Genomic DNA, 17,410 nt, shown 5'->3' with positions numbered 1-17,410 from the left:
TATGCGCGTTCTCCAGCTTCTTCCGGCCCTGAAAGAAGGCGGCGTCGAGAAATGCGCTGTGGACATGGCGCGCCATCTCGACGAAAAGGGCGTGGATAACTGGGTCGCGAGCGCCGGCGGTCCCCTGGTGTCCGAACTGCCGGCCGGCACGCGGCATGTCGTCATCCCAATCGGACGCAAGACGCCTTGGGCAATATTGGCTAACGCCTGCCGGATAAGCCGCCTTATCCGAGAAGAGCGGATCGATGTCGTTCACGCCTTGAGCCGAGCGCCGGCCTGGGTCGGTTGGATCGCCTGCCGGCTGATGGTCCGCAGACCGGTGCGGTTTGTGACGACCGTCCACGGCGCCCACGGCCACGGGAACGCTCTCAAGCGCTTTTATAACAGTTCAATGGTGCGCTCGGACTGCGTCGTCGCCACCTCGCAATTCATCTTCGATCACATCTGCACGGTCTACAAAGTCCCGGCGGCAAAGATCCTGCTGGCACCGCGGGGTATCAACGAGGCACGTTTCGATCCCGCCGCCATATCGCAAGCAGCGCGAAACGAGCAGCGCGCGGCACTCGGACTAGGCGACCAGACCGCCATGCTCGCCATGATCGGCCGCCTGACCCCTCTCAAGGGGCATTCCGAATTGATGAAGGCGCTGTCCCAGGTTCGCGATCTCGACTGGCACATGGTCTTCGTCGGATCCGGCACACCGGAGATGACGCGGAGGCTTCAGGCGCTCTCGGCGGAACTTGGGCTCGAAAAACGCATCACGTGGACTGGCGGGCTGAGCGACGTGAGGCCGGTGCTGGCCGCGACGGACCTGGCGTTTTCCGCCTCGGTTCGCCCGGAAGCCTTGGGATTGACGACGATCGAGGCCGAGGCCATGGAGGTCCCGGTGATCGCGACAGCGCACGGCGGTAGCCTCGAAACCGTCGTTCATGAAAAGACCGGCTGGCTCGTGGAGCCGGGAAACCCCTCGGCAATGACGGACACGATCCGGCATGCGCTCTCCGATCGGGCAAGACTGCTGCTGATGGGTAAGGAAGCCCGCCGCCACGTCCTCGCCAATTTCACCTTGCAGCGCATGCTGGAAGCGGAAAGCGCGGCATATGAAACGCCGTCGCGCGCAGAGGCGGCATGACATGGCGGATCGCCGCCCCCAGACCATCTGGATCCTCACCGACGGCAAGGCTGGCGACGAGCAGCCGCTGATCGGCCTCGCCGAAGAGATGGGCGTCGTGCCTTCACTGCGGCATGTGGCGCCGCGCAAGCCCTTTGCGCTGCTGATGCCGTGGGGACCGATCGATCCGAAAGACCGACCGAACCAGCCGGGCTCGCCGCTCGAAGGCCCCGCCCCCGACATCTGCCTTGCCACCGGCCGCCGGGCCGTCGCCTATCTGCGCGCCCTCAAGCGAAGGTCGCCGCGCACTCTGACGGTCTTCGTCAAGGATCCCCGCACCCGCTGGAATGGGGCCGATCTGGTCGTCGTGCAGAGCCATGATCGGCTGGCCGGCCGGGATGTGATGGTGGTGACGACAGCACCGAACCGGATCTCGGTCTCCCGGCTGGACGCCATTCGACAGGCGCCGCCGGCAAGCCTTGCCGCCCTCCCCGCGCCGCGTCTGGCCGTCCTGGTCGGTGGCAACAGCCGCCATCACCGGTTTGAGCAAGTCGACATCGACCGCCTGGTATCCGGGCTTCGCGCCCGGCTGGATGCCGGCGCCTCGCTGATGATCACCGCCTCGCGCCGTACGCCGCAAGCGTTGAAAGCCGCCCTCGTCGCGCTCTCCTCTCAGCCCAATGCCGTCTTCTGGGATGGAACGGGGGAAAACCCGCTTGTCGCCTATCTGGCGCTTGCCGACGAAATCGTGGTCACGGCGGACTCCACCAATATGGTCGGTGAGGCGGCCACGACCGGCAAGCCCATCCAGGTCTTTCACCCGACCGGTGGCCACCCGAAAATCGCCCGTTTCCTGGCAGCGCTCGGCCAGCAGGCGGCGATCGGACACTTTCCGGATGCCTGCGTTGACGACAGCTACCCGGCCATCAACAGCACGCCGGGAATTGCCGCAGCGATCCTGTCGGCCTGGCGGGCGCGGACAGGCCAATAACCCTGCCGATCCAGATCAAATCTCAACCAGCCCGAGCCGTTTCACCTGCCGGATGGTCAGCATGGTGCGCACCGTGTCGACATGCTCGTTGGCCGTCAGCGTCTCGATGACGAAATCCTGGAAGCCCGTCAGGTTTTCCGCCACGCAATGCAGCAGGAAATCACTGTCGCCATTGACCATCCAGGCCTGGCGCACCAGAGGCCAGCCGTTGGTTGCCGCGGCAAAGGCCTTGAGATTGGCCTCCGACTGGTGCTTCAGCCCGACCATGCAGAAGGCGACGAGGTCGAAGCCGAGTTTGGGGGCGCTCAAGAGCGCGTGATAGCCCTCGATGATGCCGGCCTCTTCGAGCTTGCGCATGCGCCGCAGGCACGGCGGCGCCGAAATGCCGACCCGGTCGGACAGCTCGACATTGGTCATCCGCCCGTCGCGTTGCAGTTCACGGAGAATCTTCAGGTCTATGGCGTCCAACTCGGCGCGAAACAAAGCATGTGCCTTTCGAGGGTTTCGATGCGCATCTTTTAACGGAGACGGTAGAATACGCAAGAATCTGTCCCGGCCAAGACCGAAGATTGCCATGCGCCAATTTGCCCTGTTGTTAACGCAAGGCTGCCCTTGAATAAATGCATGGATCAATCATAAATGAAGCCGCGTACAGGCAGGGTGGACACACTATATAGCCCACACCCGCGCAACATGCCTGTTTGCTGCCGACCTGAAAGGAATAACAATGTCTGCCCGTCACGCCAAGGTGCTGATCATCGGATCCGGCCCGGCCGGATACACCGCCGCGATCTATGCCGCCCGCGCCATGCTCGAACCCGTCCTGATTGCCGGAATGGAACAGGGCGGCCAGTTGATGATCACCACGGACGTGGAAAACTATCCGGGCTTTGCCGATCCGATCCAGGGTCCTTTCCTGATGGAACAGATGCTGAAGCAGGCGATCCATGTCGGCACGGAGATTGTCAACGACCTCGTCACCGAGGTTGAGACGACCCGCCGCCCCTTCACGGTCAAGACCGATTCGGGCGCCACATGGACGGCCGACACGCTGATCATCGCCACCGGCGCCAAGGCCAAATGGCTCGGCATCGAGAGCGAGCAGCATTTCCAGGGCTTTGGCGTCTCGGCCTGCGCCACCTGCGACGGCTTCTTCTATCGCAACCGCGATGTGATGGTGGTCGGCGGCGGCAATTCGGCCGTCGAGGAAGCGCTCTATCTCTCCAATATCGCCAAGTCCGTGACGGTCGTGCACCGCCGCGACAGCTTCCGCTCGGAAAAGATCCTGCAGGAACGCCTGTTTGCCAAGGACAATGTCAAGGTTCTGTGGAACTCGGCCGTCGATGAGATCATCGGCGATGCCGCCAAGCCGCCGATGCCGCCGTCTGTCACCGGCGTGCGCATCCGCAACACCCAGACCGGCCAGATCACCGAAATGCCGATCCACGGCGTCTTCGTGGCGATCGGCCATGCGCCGGCCGTCGAACTGTTCAAGGGCAAGCTGAAGCTGAAATCCAACGGCTATCTGTGGACCGCCCCTGATTCGACGGCGACCGACGTGCCCGGCATCTTTGCCGCCGGCGACGTCACCGACGACATCTACCGGCAGGCGATCACCGCTGCCGGCATGGGCTGCATGGCGGCGCTCGAAGCCGAACGTTATCTGGCGGCGCAACTGGCTCCGGCCGAAGCCGCGGAGTGACATCATGAGAGGAGGAGGCATGCCGCTCGACTGGGATAAGCTGCGCATTTTCCACGCAGCGGCCGAAGCCGGCTCCTTCACCCACGCAGCCGACAAGCTGCATCTCTCGCAATCGGCCATCAGCCGGCAGGTGAGCGCTCTGGAGCAGGACGTGGGGGTGAAGCTCTTTCACCGCCATGCCCGCGGCCTGATCCTCACCGAGCAGGGCGAATTGCTCTATCGCACCGCCCATGACGTGCTACTGAAGCTTGAAACCGTCAAGATGCAGCTGACCGAGACCACGGAAAAGCCGAGCGGCAAGCTGCGCGTCACCACCACCGTGGGCCTCGGCCAGGGCTGGCTCACCGACAAGGTGCAGGAATTCCTGCAACTCTATCCCGACATGTCGATCCAGCTGATCCTCGACAACGAGGAACTCGACGTCAACATGCGCCATGCCGACTGCGCCATCCGCCTGCGCCAGCCGCAGCAGTCGGACCTCATTCAGCGAAAACTGTTCACGGTGCATATGCATGTCTATGCGGCGCCCTCCTATATCAACCGCTATGGCGAGCCGCAGTCGATCGAGGATCTCGATCAGCACCGCATCATCTCGTTCGGGGAACCGGCGCCCAACTATCTGCTCGACGTCAATTGGCTCGAAGGGGCCGGCCGCTCGTCGGACAATCCGCGCACGCCGCATCTGCAGATCAACAGCCAGACCTCCATCAAGCGCGCCTGCCTGCTGGGAATCGGCGTGGCACTGCTGCCCGATTACATCGTCGGGCGCGATCCCGGCCTGATCCAGCTGGCCATCAGCGCCGACGTTCCGTCCTTCGACACCTATTTCTGCTACCCGGACGAAATGAAGAACGCCGCAAAGTTGAAGGTGTTTCGCGACTTTATCGTCGCAAAAGCCCGCAATTGGAACTTTTAAACACGAAAAGCATGACTTTCGCACAGACCTGCGGACAGCGCATGCCTGACATGCATAAAAAAGCATTGTTCACTGCACAAAAAACCACCATATCGCACTCAGCTGATGCACATGGTGGCTTTTTCCTCCCAGTTCCACCGCAGCAGCTGTTCCCCTCTGGAGGTTATTTGACCTTCACACTTTATGGGCCCCGGAGTAATCCGGTGGCCCTTTTTTTTGCCCGTACCTTACGGCAGGTTAGGCCACGACCGTTGGGCCGGCGACAAAAAAATCCATAGGTCACTATTCAAAGCCCTTGCATATCTCCATCCTTGCACCATATGAGAGTGCAGCTGATGCATCCTGCGCATGCTTATCGTTTGCGCCGCGTTGGCTGTTCCCCTCTGGAGGTCCTTGACCTTCACCCCTCAAGGGCGCCGGCACACGCTGGACGCCCTTTCTTTTTGCCCGGAACGCGGGCGCATCTTAATTTCCTCCTCGGCCTTGAAATATCGAATATCGTCGATACATATATCTGGAATTTCCGATATAGCATCGAGAGAGCCCACCGTGAACATCGACGAGATCCTCAAAGCACTGGCCCATCCGACTCGCGTCGAGATGCTGCAATGGCTGAAGGAACCGCAGAACCATTTCAGCGAACAGGCCCATCCGCTGGAAATGGGCGTCTGCGCCGGACAGTTCGAGCGTTGCGGCCTGTCGCAGTCGACGGTGTCGTCCCATCTGGCGACCCTGCAGCGCGCCGGGCTGATCAAATCGTCCCGTGTCGGCCAGTGGATTTTCTACAAACGCGACGAAGAGACGATCGACGCCTTTCTCAAACAGCTCAGCGCGGCCCTCTGACCGCCTGCTTACCCGCTTCCCTCCCCTCCTATCCCTCCCCGACACTCCCGCAAGACCCGTTGAAAGGACATTTCATGACAACCCTGTTTGACCCCATCACCGTTGGCGACATGCAGCTTTCGAGCCGCATCGCCATGGCGCCGCTGACCCGCAACCGGTCGCCCAAGGCCGTGCCCAACGACCTCAACGTCACCTATTACGAACAGCGCGCCAGCGCCGGCCTGCTGATCACCGAAGGCACGCCGATCACCCAGCAGGGCCAGGGTTATGCCGACGTGCCCGGCCTCTATAAAAAGGAATCGCTGGATGGCTGGAAGCGCGTCACCGATGCCGTGCACAAGGCAGGCGGCAAGATCGTCACGCAGATCTGGCATGTCGGCCGCATCTCGCACACCAGCCTGCAGCCGAACAACGGCCAGCCCGTCGCCCCCTCGCCGATCACCGCCAAGACCAAGACCTACCTGATCGACGCGGAAGGCCACGGCTCCTTTGCCGAAACCTCGGAGCCCCGCGCCCTGACGCTCGATGAGATCCCCGGCATTCTCGAGGATTACCGTCTCGCTGCCCGCGCCGCGATCGATGCCGGCTTCGATGGTGTCGAGATCCACGCCGCCAACGGATATCTGATCGACCAGTTCCTGCGTTCAAGCAGCAACCAGCGCACCGACGCCTATGGCGGCTCGATCGAGAACCGCGCCCGCCTCGCCATCGAGGTGGCTGAGACCGTCGCCAAGGAAATCGGCGGCGGCCGCACCGGCATCCGTATTTCGCCGGTCACACCGGCCAACGACGTTTCGGATCCTGATCCGCAGCCGCTGTTCACCTATCTCATCGAACAGCTGGCGCCGCTCGATCTCGCCTTCATCCACGTCATCGAAGGCGCCACCGGCGGCCCGCGCGACAACGTGCCCTTCGACTGGGACGCGCTGCGCGAAGCCTACCGCGCCAAGGGCGGCAAGGCTGCCTGGATGGTCAACAACGGTTACGACCGCGCCATGGCGCTGGAGGCCATCGCGTCGGGCAAGGCCGACATGGTGGCGTTTGGCCGCGCCTTCATCGCCAACCCGGACCTGGTGGCCCGCCTCAAGCAGGACGCCCCCCTCAACCAGGGCAATCGCGACACCTACTACGGCGGCGGTGCCCCCGGCTACACGGACTACCCGACGCTCGGCTGATCGGACACGACAGAGGCCCGTCGCATCATGCGGCGGGCCCTTCCTCTGCCGGAAAAATCTCTCCCGACACAAGCGGCCTCCCTCTTCCGTCACTCCCGCGAAAGCGGGAATCCAGCCACGGCACGTCTGCGCGGTGATAAGTCTCTGGTGATCAAGGACTTGATCACGCTAGATCCCGGCTCAAGGCCCGGACGACGGAAAACGAAGTGCCCGGCCCCCGGACGGAAGCTTGCAGCCGGCATGTCGCTCTTCTTCACCCCATCGCTCTCCGCGCCAGCAGCACCGCCACTGTCGTCAGAACCACCGCATTGGCCGGGTGCAATGCCGAGACAACCGGCAGGCCCAGATCCCGTCCGGAAATGATCAGCACGAACTGCAGGATATAAAGCGCCAGCAGCGCCACCGTATGGCCGAGAAAGCGTCGCGCCGGGCCGCGCCGCAGCGCCAGGACGACCAGAGCCAGGATCGGCAGCGACAGGGCGCCGCCGAACGCGCCATGCAGATCGAAGCCCGCCGCCCCGCCGAAAACCGCCAGCCCCGCCAGAAAGACCTGTCCCGCAATGCCGACGACCACGCTTGCCGCAAGCACGGCAAACACCGGCACCGCCGATATGCGGTTCTGCCGCTGCGCCACGCTCATGCCCCGGCCCTCCGCGGCGCAGCCGTCAGCATGTGCCCCGACTGTGCTGAATCCCTCGGCTCCAGACAGCCGAGGCCTTCAAGCGTGGCACGCACCGCCTGATCGAGCGGCGTGCGCGGTTCCTCGCCCAGCACCGCCACCAGCCGAGCATTGTCCAGACGCAGCGGCTCTCGCCAGAGATAGCGCATCTCGCTGAGCTCCCGGAACAATGGCACGAAGGGCGAAGCGAGCCGCACCAGCCACCACGGGAAGCCCTTGACCTTCAGGTCGGCCCTCCCCGTTACCCGTCGGATCGCCGCGATCATCTGCTCGCCATCCGCATCGAAGAAACCATCCATGTGAAACCGCGCGAACAACGGCAGGCACTCGGCGCGTTCCACCAGCCGGACCATGGTCTGGGCAACGTCGGGCAGATAGGCCCATTGATGGCCGACGCCTTTCGCACCGGGATTGGCAACCGAGGTTACCGGCTTGCCCGGCGTCACCAGCCCCTGTGCAAACCAGGTGTTGCCGGCCTTCGGCCCGAAGAAATCGCCGGCCCGAAGCAGGATCACCGGCACGCCCTCTCCCGCCGCCACCTCCAGCCGGCGCTCCAGCGCGACGCGGATGCGGCCCTTGCGGGTCAAGGCATTCTGCGGGCTGTCCTCGCGCAGAACAGGAAAGGCATCCGGCCCGTAATTATAGACCGTGCCCGGCATCAGGATGCGCGCGCCGCTGGCCTTGGCCGCCGCGATCGTATTGTCGATCATCGGCAGCACCAGCTGGCCCCAATTGCGGTAGCCCGGCGGATTGACGGCATGCACGATCAGGCTGACGCCCTTAGCCGCCCGCACCACGTCGTCGCGGCGCATCGCGTCGCCGCCGACCCAGTCGTAGGCCGGCATGCGGGCCTGCAGTTCCGTCGCATTGCGATGCAGTGCCCGGACGCGATAGCCGCGCGCGTGGAGCTTGGCGGCCACCGCGCCGCCAATACCGCCGGTCGCGCCAAGAATGAGGACCGTCGGACGGTCGATTTCAGTTGAATGGGTCATGTCGGATCTCCTTCGCGTTTCGATGGAGCCAATATCCGGCCAAACCCGACCATACGGAATTGCCTATTATTCTATCTCTGCTATACGGAAATAGATGAACGACACCACGCCGAGCTGGGATCACTACCGCACCTTGCTTGCCGTGCTCCGGCACGGATCGCTCTCGGCCGCCGCCCGCGATCTGGGCCTGACCCAACCCACCGTCGGTCGCCATATCGATGCGCTGGAACAGGCGAGCGGCGCGTCCCTGTTCCTGCGCACCCAGCAGGGCTTGCTGCCGACCGAGACGGCCGAGCAGATGCGGGTTCATGCCGAGACCATGGCGGCCACGGTCGCCTCGCTTGCCCGCATGGCCTCCGGCTCGGCCGCCGCCGTCAGCGGCACGGTGCGCATCAGCGCCAGCGAGGTGATCGGCATCGACGTCCTGCCGCCGATGCTCGCCGAATTGCAGGACGCCCATCCGGATCTGAGCATCGAACTGTCCCTATCGGATGCCGTGGAGGACCTGCTGCAGCAGGAGGCGGACATTGCCGTGCGCATGGTCGAGCCCGCCCAGGGCGCCCTGGTCAGCCGCCGCATCGGCCGCATCCCCTTGGGCTTCTTCGCCCACCGGCGCTACCTCGAAAAGCATGGCACCCCGGAGATCCAGGGTGACCTCGCCACCCATCGGCTGATCGGCTTCGACCGGCAATTGACCTATGTACGCGCCATCCTCAAGCATCGCCCGGATCTCGCCGATATCCGCTTTTCGTTCCGGACCGACAGCAACCTGGCACAACTGGCCGCCATCCGCTCCGGCGGCGGCATCGGCATGTGCCAGCTGGCGCTGGGCCGACGCGACCCCGACCTAGTCGAGGTCCTGCCCGGCGCGCTGGACCTGGCGCTGGAAACCTTCGTGGTGATGCACGAAAACCTGAAAACCGCCCCGCGCTGCCGCGCCACCTTCGATGCACTGGTCAAGGGTTTAAGCGCCTATGTCGCATCGGCAAGTGGCGGATAGGCAGGGCCGGTCGGGGAGCTGCACCTCGAGCCCGAAATCGCCATCCCGAAACGAAGTTGATTCAAAACATGAAGATGTTGAAGCAGCCGATCAAACGCTGCTCCACGAGATGAGCGAAGACCGCTATCCCCTTGAAGAGACTCAGTGCCAGCGCCCTACAGCTCAGGCCGTGGCGTTGCCGGACGCGTCGTAGCGGTCGACGATCTCGACTTCAGGCCGGTCGCCGCCGTCGCTGTATTCGGCGTGCCACTTGCCCTTCTCGTCCTGATAGCTGATCTGCACGGGTTCGTCGCCGACCTGCTGCTCGTTCATGACGATCCGGGCCGCCTCAAGCGCCTCGGCATGACTGAAGAAGGTTTCGGAATACACTCCGTCCGCCCGATAGGCCCAGCCGCCGTCATGGGGCACGATCTCATAGGTCATTTTCGTCATGACTCTCTCCTCGATGGCATTTTCGTCTTCTCCTCTCGAAGCAGCAATATCTCATCATCCGCCCGGAACTGCAAATCGAACGGCCCAGCCTTGATGCCGCAGCGGATCGCGTTAGGTTCGGGGTGACAATGCCCGCACGCCGGCCGCTTCGCCGAAAATCCTGAACCGCCATCGAAAGACCCGTCATGTCCATCCTGAAACAGGAACGACTCCTCCTTCTGCCTTTGCTGCTGGCCGCCATCGGTTTCTGGAGCGAGCATGACATCCTGGCTCAGGGCAAGCTCGTTTCGGTGATTGCCGCAACCGTGCTGATCGGCGCCATCCTGCTGGTGTCGATGCGCGTTGCCCATCATGCCGAAGTGCTGGCCACCAAGGTCGGCGAGCCCTATGGCACGATGATCCTGACGCTGTCGGCCGTCGCCGTCGAGGTGCTGATCCTCGCCATCATGATGAGCAACGAGGGCTCGCCGACCCTGGCGCGCGATACGATCTATTCGGCGGTCATGCTCGACATCAACGGCATCCTCGGCCTCGCCGCTTTGCTCGGCGGCCTGAAGCACGGCGAGCAGCCCTATAATGACGACAGCGGCAAGACCTATGGCGTGATGATCCTGACCGCCATGGGCATCTCGATGATCGTGCCGGAATTCATTCCTGAGGCCAAATGGCAGTTCTATTCGGCCTTCACGATTGTCGCGATGATCGCGCTTTACGCCCTGTTCCTGCGCAAGCAGGTTGGAACCCACAGTTATTTCTTCAGCTACAGCTACCCGCGGCGCGACACGGAGTCGCAGGCAGGCGGCCATGCCGATAAAGCCACGGACGATCCGGCCGGCGCCTCGATCGCCGTCATCCTGTTCGGCGTTCTGCTGATCGGCATTCTGGCGGAGATGATGTCGGTCTTCCTCAACACCGGACTGGAAGGATCCGGCGCGCCGGTGGCGCTGACCGCCATTCTGGTGGCCGGCATTTCGGCAGCCCCGGAAATCCTCACAGCCCTTCGCGCCGCCCTTGCCAATCGCATGCAGGCCACCATCAATATCGCCATGGGCGCCTCGCTTTCCACGGTGATCCTGACGGTCCCGGTCATGGAGGCGATCGCCCTATATACCGGCCAGCCCTTCATCATGGCGATGACGCCGGTGCAGACCGTCATGGTCTTCATCACCCTCATCGTCGCGGCCATCAACCTCAACGACGGCGAGACCAATGCCATCGAAGGCATGACCCACTTCATCCTGTTTGCGACCTTCATCATGCTGTCCTTCCTCGGCCTCTGAGCTCTGCTTCATCCCCGTGTCGACGCATTTTCAGGTCGATTTTTTTGGGAACCTTTCGAGAAAAAACCCGTTTAAAACCTGCGACCTCCGTCCTCACGACACCGAGAGCGCCGCATTGTCACCACGATGCGAGTGAAGAAACGACCCGCCTGGGGGTCGGGCCAACTCGGGAGCCGAGACAGTGAAACGATTAGATGTTCTCGACGGGATGCGTGGTTACTTCCTCGTCTTCATGTTGTTAAACCACCTCATTTTTGCCGGCGGATACTGGCTTGTGGAGATCAATCACCGCCAGTTGACCTTCGTGGAGGACGCGCAGGGCTTCGTCTTCATGTCCGGTCTTCTGGTCGGCATGGTCTATGCCCGCAAGATGCTGAAGAGCGGTTATGAGGCCGGGCGCGACAAGATCTGGGCGCGCGCCATCGAGCTCTATCGCTATGCCATGGGCATCGTGCTGTTCATCCTGGCGGCCCGTCTGCTGCTGCCCGGCGCGACCGCCATCTGGCAGGATTGGCTTGGCGTCATTGCGCTCAACGACCCCTGGCGCCTCACATCAATTGCGACATTCTTCTACCAGCCGACCTTCATGGATATCCTGCCGCAATACATCGTCTACATGATCTTTGCCCCGGCGCTGATCTGGCTGTGCATCACCGGTCGCTGGACCTGGGTGGCCATCGGTTCGCTGGTTATCTGGATGGCTGGCCAGCTCGGCCTGCAGCGCCTCGTCACCTATCCGATCGACGGCATGCTCGGTGCGCCGGACCAGGAAGGCATTCGCGCCAGCTTCAACCTGCTCGGCTGGCAGATCGTCTTCTTCTCGGGCCTGGTGGCGGGTTCGCTGACCGCCATGAAGAAGATCGAATGGAGTCGCATCTTCAGCCCGGAAAAGACCCTGATCCCCAAGGTCGCCGCCGCCATACTGCTGTTCTTCCTGCCGCTGCGCATTGCCACGGCCCACGACCTGATGCCCGGCTTCATTCTCGAAAAATTCGGCACCATGGAAATCCGCGCCGATTTCGGCCCGGTCTACCTGCTGAACTTCGCGGCCCTTGCCGCTGGCGTCGCCTGGCTTCTGATCGCCGGTCCGCGCCACGAGCATCCTTATATCCGCAAGGCCGCTGCCGTGCTGACCGGCGTGTTCAGCCTCAGCTTCCTGCAGCTGCTCGGCCGCCATTCGCTGCATGTCTATGTCTGGCATGTCATCATCGTCTTTCTGGTGCGCTATATCGACGGCATCAGCCCTGATTTCTCCGAGCTGACCAAGACCGCCATCGCCATCTCCTGCGTCGCCCTCTTGGCCCTGCCGGCCATCTACCGCGAGCGTGAGACCTTCTGGCCAGCCGGTCCCGCCGAGCCGAAGAAGGCCTGAGCGAAAGACCGCAAAACCGCAAACGCAGATCGGGCCGGATGATCCCTCATCCGGCCCGATCGCTTTTATGCTTGGCATGTGCCGACAACTTTGCCCCTCCCCCTAACCCTCTCCCCGCAAGCGGGGAGAGGGAACGTGCCCCGTTCCGGGCGTAGCGCGAGACGGCTGCTGTGTCGTCCCTTCTCCCCGTTCACGGGGAGAAGGTGGCGGCAGCCGGATGAGGGGCCACATAGGCGATCAAATCGCAGATATTACTTGCAGGCGGCGCAGAAGCGCTGGATGCGCTTGCAGGCTTCTTCCAGCTGCTCTTCCGAGGTCGCATAGGAAATGCGGAAGTTCGGGCCGAGGCCGAAGGCCGAACCGTGCACGACGGCAACGCCTTCCGATTCCAGCAGCTCGGACACGAAATCCTCATCCGTCTGCATGACCTTGCCGGTCGGCGCCGTCTTGCCCATCAGTCCGGCGCAGGACGGATAGACGTAGAACGCGCCCTCAGGGGAAGGGCATACGATGCCCTTGGCCTGGTTGAGCATCGAGACGACGAGGTCACGACGGCCTTCGAAGATCTTCTTGTTGACCGGAATGAAATCCTGCGTGCCGTTCAGCGCCTCGACGGCAGCCCATTGGGCAACCGAGCAGGCGCCCGAGGTCTGCTGGCCCTGGATCATGTCCATGGCCTTGATCAGCGCCAGGGGACCAGCGGCATAGCCGATGCGCCAGCCGGTCATGGCATAGGCCTTCGACACACCGTTCATGGTCAGCGTGCGATCGTAGAGCGTCGGCTCCACCTCGACCGGGGTGACGAACTTGAAGTCGCCATAGGTCAGGTGCTCGTACATGTCGTCGGTCAGCACCCAGACATGCGGATGCTTGACCAGCACGTCGGTCAGCGCCTTCAGCTCGTCATGGCTATAGGCGGCACCCGACGGGTTGGACGGCGAGTTGAACAGGAACCATTTGGTCTTCGGGGTGATCGCCTTTTCAAGGTCGTCCGCCGTCAGCTTGAAATTGTTGTCCTGGGTGGTCGCCACGAACACCGGCGTGCCGCCGCACAAAGCCACCATTTCCGGATAGGAAACCCAGTAAGGCGTCGGGATGATCACTTCATCGCCCGGATTGAGGGTCGCCATGAAGGCGTTGAAAAGAATCTGCTTTCCGCCGGTGCCGACGATCGTCTGCTCCGGCTTGTAGTCGAGACCGTTTTCGCGCTTGAACTTTTCGGCAATCGCCTTGCGCAGTTCCGGAATGCCCGAGATCGGCGTGTACTTTGTCTCGCCGCGATTGATCGCATCGATCGCCGCCGCCTTGATATTGTCAGGCGTATCGAAATCCGGTTCGCCGGCGCCCAGACCGATCACATCGCGCCCACTGGCTTTCAGTTCACGGGCTTTCTGCGAGACGGCGATGGTGGCGGAAGGCTTTACACGGGAAAGAGCGTCGGCGAGAAATGCCATGGTCAGTGTCCTGAGCTGTTGATCGGGCGGATGCCTCGACAGCGCCAAGGCTCCAGGTTCAAGGTCTATGGCGAATTCGTTGCGGGCTTTCAAGCTTAAACCTGTCTCGGTTACGATGTTTTGTAACAATGGGCGTCGTCTGACCCAAACGACGCGATAATTCGGCATGTCAAATGACATCTCGTCGGCCGCTGAAACCAATCGTGTCGGGATGACACGACAGGCCCTTGCCCTTGCAGGACAGGCGATTGCGCCGTTTTCGATGCAAATCACGAGAACGCCGCAATGATTGCCACGGTTCGCCGCAATTTCTCCCCCGTCCCGTCCATTTGGAGGGCTTCAAATACGGCAGCGTTCAATAAGGATCGAGGGGATCTGCTATGTTTTTGGGTGATGAAGAGGAAAGCACTATGCTCATCCGGCGTCCATTGTGGCAGGCCCGGATGACGGCGGCAGCGCTCCTGGCCTGTATTTTTATGATATTCGGCCTGATGGTCCCCGCCCATGCCGAGGTGACGGCGCCGCCCAAGGCCGCCGCCGCAGCCCTTGTCCGCCCCAATGACATGAACAGCGGCGCACTGCTCTTCCCGTCGCGCGAGCCCGGCTATTTCGTCGAGGCCCCCCGCCTCGGCACCGATGTCTCCATCGACGTCTCCGGCCCGATCGCCAGGGTCAAGGTCACCCAGCGTTTCGAAAACCCCAGTGCCGGCTGGGTCGAAGGCACCTATGTCTTTCCGCTACCCGATGACTCCGCCGTCGACAGCCTGCGCATGCAGATCGGCGACCGCTTCATCGAGGGCCAGATCAAGCCGCGCGAGGAAGCCCGGCAGATCTACGAGCAGGCCAAGCAGGACGGCAAGAAGACGGCTCTTCTGGAGCAGCAGCGCCCCAATATCTTCACCAACCAGGTGGCCAATATCGGCCCGAAGGAAACCGTGGTGGTGCAGATCGAGTATCAGCAGTCGGTGCACCAGTCCGGCGGCGAATTCTCCCTGCGCTTCCCCATGGTGGTCGCCCCCCGCTACAATCCGGCGCCGATCGTCCAGACCGTCGATTTCAACGGCAATGCCGGCTTCGCGGTACCGAGGGACCCGGTCGAAAACCGCGACAAGATCGAGGCCCCGGTTCTCGATCCCCGCGAAAACGCCAGGATCAACCCTGTGTCCCTGACCGTCGACCTGAAGGCCGGCTTCCCGCTCGGCGAGGTCAAGGCGCCGTTCCATGACGTCACGATCACGCAGGACGGCGAGCAGAACCGCAAGATTGCCCTTAAAGCCGACAGCGTGCCGGCCGATCGCGATTTCGAACTGACCTGGAAGGCGGTCGCGGGTCAGACCCCCAGCGCCGGCCTGTTCAAGGAGGTGCGCGACGGAAAGACCTATCTGCTCGCCTTCGTCACGCCACCCTCTGCACCGGACACCGCCGCCAAGCCCGCCGCCCGCGAAGTGGTCTTCGTCATCGACAATTCCGGTTCCATGTCCGGCCCGTCGATCGAGCAGGCCCGCCAGAGCCTGGCGCTTGCCATATCGCGGCTTGGTGGCAACGACCGCTTCAACGTCATCCGCTTCGACGACACCATGACGGATTTCTTTAAAGGCCTGGTGCCGGCCACCGGCGACAACCGCGAAAAGGCCATCGCCTATGTCAGAGGCCTGACCGCGGACGGCGGCACGGAAATGCTGCCGGCCCTCAAAGCCGCCCTGCGTGATCAGGGGCCGAAAGCCCCCGACGCGCTCCGCCAGGTGGTCTTCCTCACCGATGGCGCCATCGGCAACGAGGCGCAGCTGTTCGATGAGATTTCCCGGAACCGTGGCGACGCCCGGGTCTTCACCGTCGGCATCGGCTCGGCCCCCAACTCGCATTTCATGAGCAAGGCCGCCGAATTCGGCCGCGGAACATTCACCCATATCGGCTCGGAACAGCAGGTCGCCGAGCGCATGGGCGAGCTGTTCAACAAGCTCGAAAACCCTGTGATGACCGACATGGCCGCCAGTTTCGAAGGCTCGACGGCTTTGGAAATCACCCCGAACCCGATGCCGGACCTTTATGCCGGCGAACCCGTGACGCTGACCGCCGAGATGGCCGGCGACAATCCGACCGGCAAACTGCAGATCATCGGCAAATCCGGCAACCAGCCGTGGCGCGTCGAGATGGATATCGCCAATGCCGCCTCGGGCAAGGGCATTTCGAAACTCCGGGCACGCCGCAAGATCGACGATATCGAGGCCAGCGCCTATCAGGCCAATACGCCGGAGGCGACCGACCGCGAGATCGAAAAGGTCGCCATGGCCCATCACCTGGTCTCGCGCATGACCAGCCTGGTTGCCGTCGACGTCACGCCCTCCCGCCCGGCCGGTGAGCCGCTCGCCTCGACGAAGCTCCCGCTCAACCTGCCGGAAGGCTGGGACTTCGAGAAGGTCATGGGCGGCGCCGAGCGCCAGGTGACCCCGGACACAAACGCCGACACTGGCCCGGATCAGGCCGCAATCGTCAATCCGGCAGAGCCGGAGATGGCGGAACTCGCCGCCGTGCAGATGATGGCCCCGGCTCCGACGCCTGCCGCCGCCAGCATCCTGGCCAAGACGGCCGCCGGCGTCACCCTGCCGCAGACCGCGACACCAGCCGACCGGCGCATCATGATGGGCCTGCTGATGCTGGGCTTCGTCGCCATGGCGTCTGCCTGCATGGCCTTCTGGCGGCGCAGTATCAAGGATGTGCTACAGGCGGAAGGCAAGCGCCGTGGCTATTGAGCACCCCCGCCGCCGCCCACCCTTCTGGCAGCGGCTGAGCCCGACCGAACAGCTGATTGCCGCAGGGCTGGCGACAATAGCCCTTGCCGGTGTCGCGCTGATCGGCAATGGCCTCTACATCAAGGCCAAGGCTTCGCTCTCGCAGGTCCTGCTGGAGCGCAGCTTCCGGCAGAACCTCGCCGGCATCGAGGGTGCGCGCCCCTGGCCCTGGGCCGATTTCGTCACCGAGGCGCGGATCGATGCACCGCGCATCGGTCAATCCGCCATCGTACTGTCGGGCGCCAATGGCGAGACGCTGGCCTTCGGTCCGGCCTGGCTAAGCCGCACACCACAGCCGGGCGACGAAGGCACCGCCGTCATCGCCGCCCATCGCGATACCCATTTCCGCTGGCTGAAGGATGTCCGCCCTGGCGATACCATCGAGATCACCCGCCGGGACGGCCAGCACTTGGCGTTCAAGGCGCTCGGCGGGCGCATTGCCCGCTGGGACGAAAGCGGCATCGACCCGGAGGCCCATGGCCGCAACCTGGCGCTCTCGACCTGCTGGCCCTTCGACGCCCGAGAACCAGGACCGCTGCGCTACATTCTCGAAGCCGAACTCATCGGCGCCACGCAGTCGGTCGCAACCAACGCCGAGCGGCCATCGCTGAGGACCGCCGCAAAGGCGCTGTGAACTGCCGGCAGCCGTGCGATCACGAAATCGCGACCGGAAA

General features: G+C 63.2%; 16 protein-coding genes. 11 read left to right on the top strand and 5 right to left on the bottom strand.

The window, feature by feature from the left end; all coding sequences use genetic code 11:
• The first annotated feature begins 1 nt into the window (after nucleotide 1).
• Nucleotides 2-1,132, top strand: a complete 1,131-nt coding sequence (locus HFC70_RS18895; protein ID WP_256368936.1) for a glycosyltransferase family 4 protein — start codon at nucleotides 2-4, stop codon at nucleotides 1,130-1,132.
• 1 nt (nucleotide 1,133) lies between these two features.
• On the top strand, nucleotides 1,134-2,102 hold the full coding sequence (locus HFC70_RS18890; protein ID WP_168474844.1) for a mitochondrial fission ELM1 family protein: 969 nt from the start codon (nucleotides 1,134-1,136) through the stop codon (nucleotides 2,100-2,102).
• A gap of 15 nt (nucleotides 2,103-2,117) precedes the next feature.
• Here the strand turns inward: HFC70_RS18890 and HFC70_RS18885 are convergent, their stop codons facing one another.
• Nucleotides 2,118-2,585, bottom strand: coding sequence for an Lrp/AsnC family transcriptional regulator (locus tag HFC70_RS18885; RefSeq protein ID WP_168474843.1), 468 nt, complete (start codon nucleotides 2,583-2,585; stop codon nucleotides 2,118-2,120).
• Between the two features lie 244 nt (nucleotides 2,586-2,829).
• On the opposite strand from HFC70_RS18885, the gene trxB reads away from it, so the two are divergent.
• The 4 genes from trxB to HFC70_RS18865 all read left to right on the top strand — a co-directional run bounded on the left by trxB (nucleotide 2,830) and on the right by HFC70_RS18865 (nucleotide 6,738).
• Nucleotides 2,830-3,804 (top strand): thioredoxin-disulfide reductase, encoded by a 975-nt coding sequence (gene trxB, locus HFC70_RS18880; RefSeq protein ID WP_168474842.1) that lies wholly within the window; start codon nucleotides 2,830-2,832, stop codon nucleotides 3,802-3,804.
• A gap of 19 nt (nucleotides 3,805-3,823) precedes the next feature.
• Nucleotides 3,824-4,720, top strand: a complete 897-nt coding sequence (locus HFC70_RS18875) for a LysR family transcriptional regulator VtlR (protein WP_168474927.1) — start codon at nucleotides 3,824-3,826, stop codon at nucleotides 4,718-4,720.
• 549 nt (nucleotides 4,721-5,269) lie between these two features.
• Complete coding sequence (locus HFC70_RS18870; protein ID WP_168474841.1) at nucleotides 5,270-5,563, top strand: metalloregulator ArsR/SmtB family transcription factor; 294 nt, start codon at nucleotides 5,270-5,272, stop codon at nucleotides 5,561-5,563.
• A gap of 74 nt (nucleotides 5,564-5,637) precedes the next feature.
• Nucleotides 5,638-6,738, top strand: a complete 1,101-nt coding sequence (locus HFC70_RS18865) for an alkene reductase (protein ID WP_168474840.1) — start codon at nucleotides 5,638-5,640, stop codon at nucleotides 6,736-6,738.
• A gap of 253 nt (nucleotides 6,739-6,991) precedes the next feature.
• On the opposite strand, the gene HFC70_RS18860 is transcribed toward HFC70_RS18865, so the two are convergent.
• Together HFC70_RS18860 and HFC70_RS18855 are read right to left on the bottom strand one after the other, a co-directional pair.
• Nucleotides 6,992-7,378 (bottom strand): DUF6220 domain-containing protein, encoded by a 387-nt coding sequence (locus HFC70_RS18860; protein ID WP_168474839.1) that lies wholly within the window; start codon nucleotides 7,376-7,378, stop codon nucleotides 6,992-6,994.
• Entirely contained in the window at nucleotides 7,375-8,409 is a 1,035-nt protein-coding gene (locus HFC70_RS18855) for an NAD(P)H-binding protein (RefSeq protein ID WP_168474838.1), read from the bottom strand. Before HFC70_RS18855 ends, HFC70_RS18860 begins: the two co-directional genes overlap by 4 nt.
• 94 nt (nucleotides 8,410-8,503) lie before the next feature.
• On the opposite strand from HFC70_RS18855, the gene HFC70_RS18850 reads away from it, so the two are divergent.
• A complete protein-coding gene (locus tag HFC70_RS18850; RefSeq protein ID WP_168474837.1) occupies nucleotides 8,504-9,409 on the top strand; it encodes a LysR family transcriptional regulator in 906 nt (301 codons plus the stop codon).
• Between the two features lie 162 nt (nucleotides 9,410-9,571).
• Here the strand turns inward: HFC70_RS18850 and HFC70_RS18845 are convergent, their stop codons facing one another.
• Complete coding sequence (locus tag HFC70_RS18845) at nucleotides 9,572-9,841, bottom strand: DUF2188 domain-containing protein (RefSeq protein WP_168474836.1); 270 nt, start codon at nucleotides 9,839-9,841, stop codon at nucleotides 9,572-9,574.
• 185 nt (nucleotides 9,842-10,026) lie between these two features.
• Here HFC70_RS18845 and HFC70_RS18840 point away from each other — a divergent pair, with 185 nt between their 5' ends.
• Together HFC70_RS18840 and HFC70_RS18835 are read left to right on the top strand one after the other, a co-directional pair.
• Nucleotides 10,027-11,121, top strand: a complete 1,095-nt coding sequence (locus HFC70_RS18840; protein ID WP_168474835.1) for a calcium:proton antiporter — start codon at nucleotides 10,027-10,029, stop codon at nucleotides 11,119-11,121.
• 181 nt (nucleotides 11,122-11,302) lie between these two features.
• Entirely contained in the window at nucleotides 11,303-12,493 is a 1,191-nt protein-coding gene (locus HFC70_RS18835) for an OpgC domain-containing protein (RefSeq protein WP_168474834.1), read from the top strand.
• Nucleotides 12,494-12,744: 251 nt separating this feature from the next.
• On the opposite strand, the gene HFC70_RS18830 is transcribed toward HFC70_RS18835, so the two are convergent.
• Nucleotides 12,745-13,947 (bottom strand): pyridoxal phosphate-dependent aminotransferase, encoded by a 1,203-nt coding sequence (locus HFC70_RS18830; protein WP_168474833.1) that lies wholly within the window; start codon nucleotides 13,945-13,947, stop codon nucleotides 12,745-12,747.
• 410 nt (nucleotides 13,948-14,357) lie between these two features.
• Here HFC70_RS18830 and HFC70_RS18825 point away from each other — a divergent pair, with 410 nt between their 5' ends.
• Together HFC70_RS18825 and HFC70_RS18820 are read left to right on the top strand one after the other, a co-directional pair.
• Nucleotides 14,358-16,697 (top strand): marine proteobacterial sortase target protein, encoded by a 2,340-nt coding sequence (locus tag HFC70_RS18825; protein WP_246735865.1) that lies wholly within the window; start codon nucleotides 14,358-14,360, stop codon nucleotides 16,695-16,697.
• A complete protein-coding gene (locus tag HFC70_RS18820) occupies nucleotides 16,687-17,370 on the top strand; it encodes a class GN sortase (protein ID WP_368669732.1) in 684 nt (227 codons plus the stop codon). Before HFC70_RS18825 ends, HFC70_RS18820 begins: the two co-directional genes overlap by 11 nt.
• Nucleotides 17,371-17,410: the final 40 nt, after the last annotated feature.

The organism is Agrobacterium sp. a22-2 (assembly GCF_012276985.1).
Classification (GTDB): domain Bacteria; phylum Pseudomonadota; class Alphaproteobacteria; order Rhizobiales; family Rhizobiaceae; genus Allorhizobium.
The sequence above is the reverse complement of the archived record's forward strand: the minus strand, read 5'-3'. Positions and strand labels throughout refer to the sequence as shown.

Excerpts from the sequence above, each read along its gene's own strand:
- HFC70_RS18895 (WP_256368936.1), top strand. The coding sequence starts at position 2 with ATGCGCGTTCTCCAGCTTCTTCCGGCCCTGAAAGAAGGCGGCGTCGAG.
- HFC70_RS18890 (WP_168474844.1), top strand. The coding sequence starts at position 1,134 with ATGGCGGATCGCCGCCCCCAGACCATCTGGATCCTCACCGACGGCAAG.
- trxB (WP_168474842.1), top strand. The coding sequence starts at position 2,830 with ATGTCTGCCCGTCACGCCAAGGTGCTGATCATCGGATCCGGCCCGGCC.
- HFC70_RS18875 (WP_168474927.1), top strand. The coding sequence starts at position 3,824 with ATGCCGCTCGACTGGGATAAGCTGCGCATTTTCCACGCAGCGGCCGAA.
- HFC70_RS18865 (WP_168474840.1), top strand. The coding sequence starts at position 5,638 with ATGACAACCCTGTTTGACCCCATCACCGTTGGCGACATGCAGCTTTCG.
- HFC70_RS18860 (WP_168474839.1), bottom strand. The coding sequence starts at position 7,378 with ATGAGCGTGGCGCAGCGGCAGAACCGCATATCGGCGGTGCCGGTGTTT.
- HFC70_RS18855 (WP_168474838.1), bottom strand. The coding sequence starts at position 8,409 with ATGACCCATTCAACTGAAATCGACCGTCCGACGGTCCTCATTCTTGGC.
- HFC70_RS18850 (WP_168474837.1), top strand. The coding sequence starts at position 8,504 with ATGAACGACACCACGCCGAGCTGGGATCACTACCGCACCTTGCTTGCC.
- HFC70_RS18845 (WP_168474836.1), bottom strand. The coding sequence starts at position 9,841 with ATGACGAAAATGACCTATGAGATCGTGCCCCATGACGGCGGCTGGGCC.
- HFC70_RS18840 (WP_168474835.1), top strand. The coding sequence starts at position 10,027 with ATGTCCATCCTGAAACAGGAACGACTCCTCCTTCTGCCTTTGCTGCTG.
- HFC70_RS18830 (WP_168474833.1), bottom strand. The coding sequence starts at position 13,947 with ATGGCATTTCTCGCCGACGCTCTTTCCCGTGTAAAGCCTTCCGCCACC.
- HFC70_RS18825 (WP_246735865.1), top strand. The coding sequence starts at position 14,358 with ATGCTCATCCGGCGTCCATTGTGGCAGGCCCGGATGACGGCGGCAGCG.